Origin of the sequence: Streptomyces albidochromogenes (assembly GCF_005981925.1) — a bacterium.
GTDB classification, from domain to species: Bacteria; Actinomycetota; Actinomycetes; order Streptomycetales; family Streptomycetaceae; genus Streptomyces; species Streptomyces albidochromogenes.
In genome coordinates this window covers 1-2,115 of the sequence record NZ_VBVX01000546.1, presented here as the reverse complement: position 1 = coordinate 2,115, position 2,115 = coordinate 1, and the positions used below count along the sequence as shown (strand labels likewise).

Annotated in this window: 2 protein-coding genes and 1 pseudogene; all 3 read left to right on the top strand. The window is 69.0% G+C overall.

Annotated features, from left to right (window positions below):
• Positions 1-1,385: polymorphic toxin-type HINT domain-containing protein (locus E2E34_RS33665; RefSeq protein WP_279637922.1), on the top strand; the 1,385-nt coding region annotated here is incomplete at its 5' end.
• A 124-nt stretch (positions 1,386-1,509) separates the two neighbouring features.
• Positions 1,510-1,896, top strand: a complete 387-nt coding sequence (locus E2E34_RS35780) for an immunity protein CdiI family protein (RefSeq protein ID WP_167518445.1) — start codon at positions 1,510-1,512, stop codon at positions 1,894-1,896.
• Positions 1,897-1,958: 62 nt separating this feature from the next.
• Positions 1,959-2,115 (top strand): annotated as a pseudogene (locus tag E2E34_RS36850) (DUF192 domain-containing protein); the annotation flags it as partial.

Genomic DNA, 2,115 nt, shown 5'->3' with positions numbered 1-2,115 from the left:
GCAGGGGCACCGGCGGCGGAGACACCGACGGAGCCGGCGACGCGGACGGCGACAGGGACACCACCGCTGACGGAGACGGAGACGGAGACGGAGACGGAACAAAGTCCCCCGAGCAGATCGCGTACGAGAAGGCCCTCAAAGAGCTCCAGGACGCAAAGAACGCCGAGCAGAGCGACACCGAGAAGGCCGAACAAGCCGCGAAGGAACTCGGCAAGATCCTCGCCGAGGAGCTCGGCATCACCGACGCCGTCGACTGCGTCACCAAGGGCGACGCGGGGGCGTGCACGGACACCCTCATCAACGTCCTGACCAGCCTGATCGGCGGAGCCGTCGGCAAGCTCGCGGCGAAGTACGGGGCGCCGTGGAAGTGGAAGAAGGCCGCCGAGCTCATCCGGAAGCTGAAGAGGCACGGCGACGATCTGTACGACGGCCTCACCGGCATGGTGAAGAACCGCAAGCGCGTCAAGGAGGCCCAGGACAAACTCGCCGACGCCCAACGCAAGCTGGACGAGAAGAAACCCGACCAACCGAAACCCGACCAGCCCGACAAGAAGCCCATCAGGTGTGCCGGCGCCCACAGCTTCCTGCCCGGCACCCCGGTGCTCCTCGCCGACGGCACCCGCGCGCCCATCGAGAGCGTGCGCGTCGGCGACCGCGTCACCGTGACCGATCCCGTCAGCGGGGTGACGACCAGCCGTCGGGTCACGCACACCATCACGACGTACGACGACAAGCATTTCACCCGCCTGACCGTCCGGACCCCCGCCGGGCTCCGGTCCGTCACGGCAACCGACACGCACCCGTTCTGGGTGACCGGCGCCGGTGCCCACCGTTGGGCGGACGCCGGGACCATCAGGCCCGGGGCGAGTCTGCGTGCCTCCGACGGTAGTGCCCTGCCCGTCACGGCGGTCGCGCACCACACCCGCCGGCAGACCACGCACGACCTCACGGTCGCCGGGATCCATACGTACTACGTCGGTGTCGGAAGCCAGAACGCCCTCGTCCACAACAACGACTGCGTGGACAAGGAACTCCTCGACGAGATGAAGGAGACGGGCGTCAAGTTCGACCCGGAGAAGGTGATCAGGGCCGAGCGCAACGCCGACGGGAAGATCGTGTTCCTGGAGGAGGGCAACTCGCGGGCGGGCCTCAAGCACATCCTCGAAGAGCACGCCGATGATTTCGAGCGGAACGGAGTCGCCCGGGAGGACATTCCCGATCTCGTGATGCAGGCTGCCACCAAGGGGAAGAAGGTCGGTACGCAGGGCAAGGGGGACGGGCGGCCGATCTACGAGGTCGAGTTCAAGGGACAGAAGCGAAGGGTGGCGGTGACGGTGGGGAACAACGGATTCGTCGTCGGCGCCAACCCGAAGAGCGCCGGCTGACGGGCCACTGGGCCAACGGGCGACACACCAGCGGGCGACAGGCCAACAGGCGGACAGGCCAACAAGCGACAAGCCACCAGGCCAACAGGCGACGGGCCGACGGGTCGAACGAATGGGCGACGGTATGAGTGCGGAAGCGCGAGCAGCGACCGAATCAGCACGAGCATCAGGACCGGAGGTCGTACGTCAGGTGCGGTTGGCGGCCGACTACGACTGTCACCCGGTGTGGGTGCGCGGCAGCGACGGCATCAGCGACAACGTCGCGCCCGGCGACCTGCCGGTGGACCAGGGTCTCGCGGAGGACCTGGAACGCTGGGGAGACGCGTACGACGCGACACTGAACCGCGACGACCCCGTGACGTCCGGCTTCGCCACCCCGCAGGACGAGGCGGCGTTCGCCGCACGCGGCGCGGCGCTCGCGAGCGAGCTGGCGCGGCAGCTGGGGGCGGCCTGGCGGGTCACGTACTACGACCCGAGGCTCTCGGAGGACGTGGCGTACGGGCCGGAGTAGCACGAGGGCGTGCGGCGAAGGCGTCCTTCTGGGTGAACGCCGTGACGCATCGCGGGCGCGTCCCGGCGAGCAGCGTGCACACGTTCGGGATGCGCTTCACGTTGGATGTGGCGTACCTGGACCGCGACTTCCGGGTCGTCGCGGTACGGAGGATGCCTCCGGGCCGCCTGGGCCTGCCCCGCCTGCGGGCACGGCACGTGCTGGAGGCGGAGGCGGGGG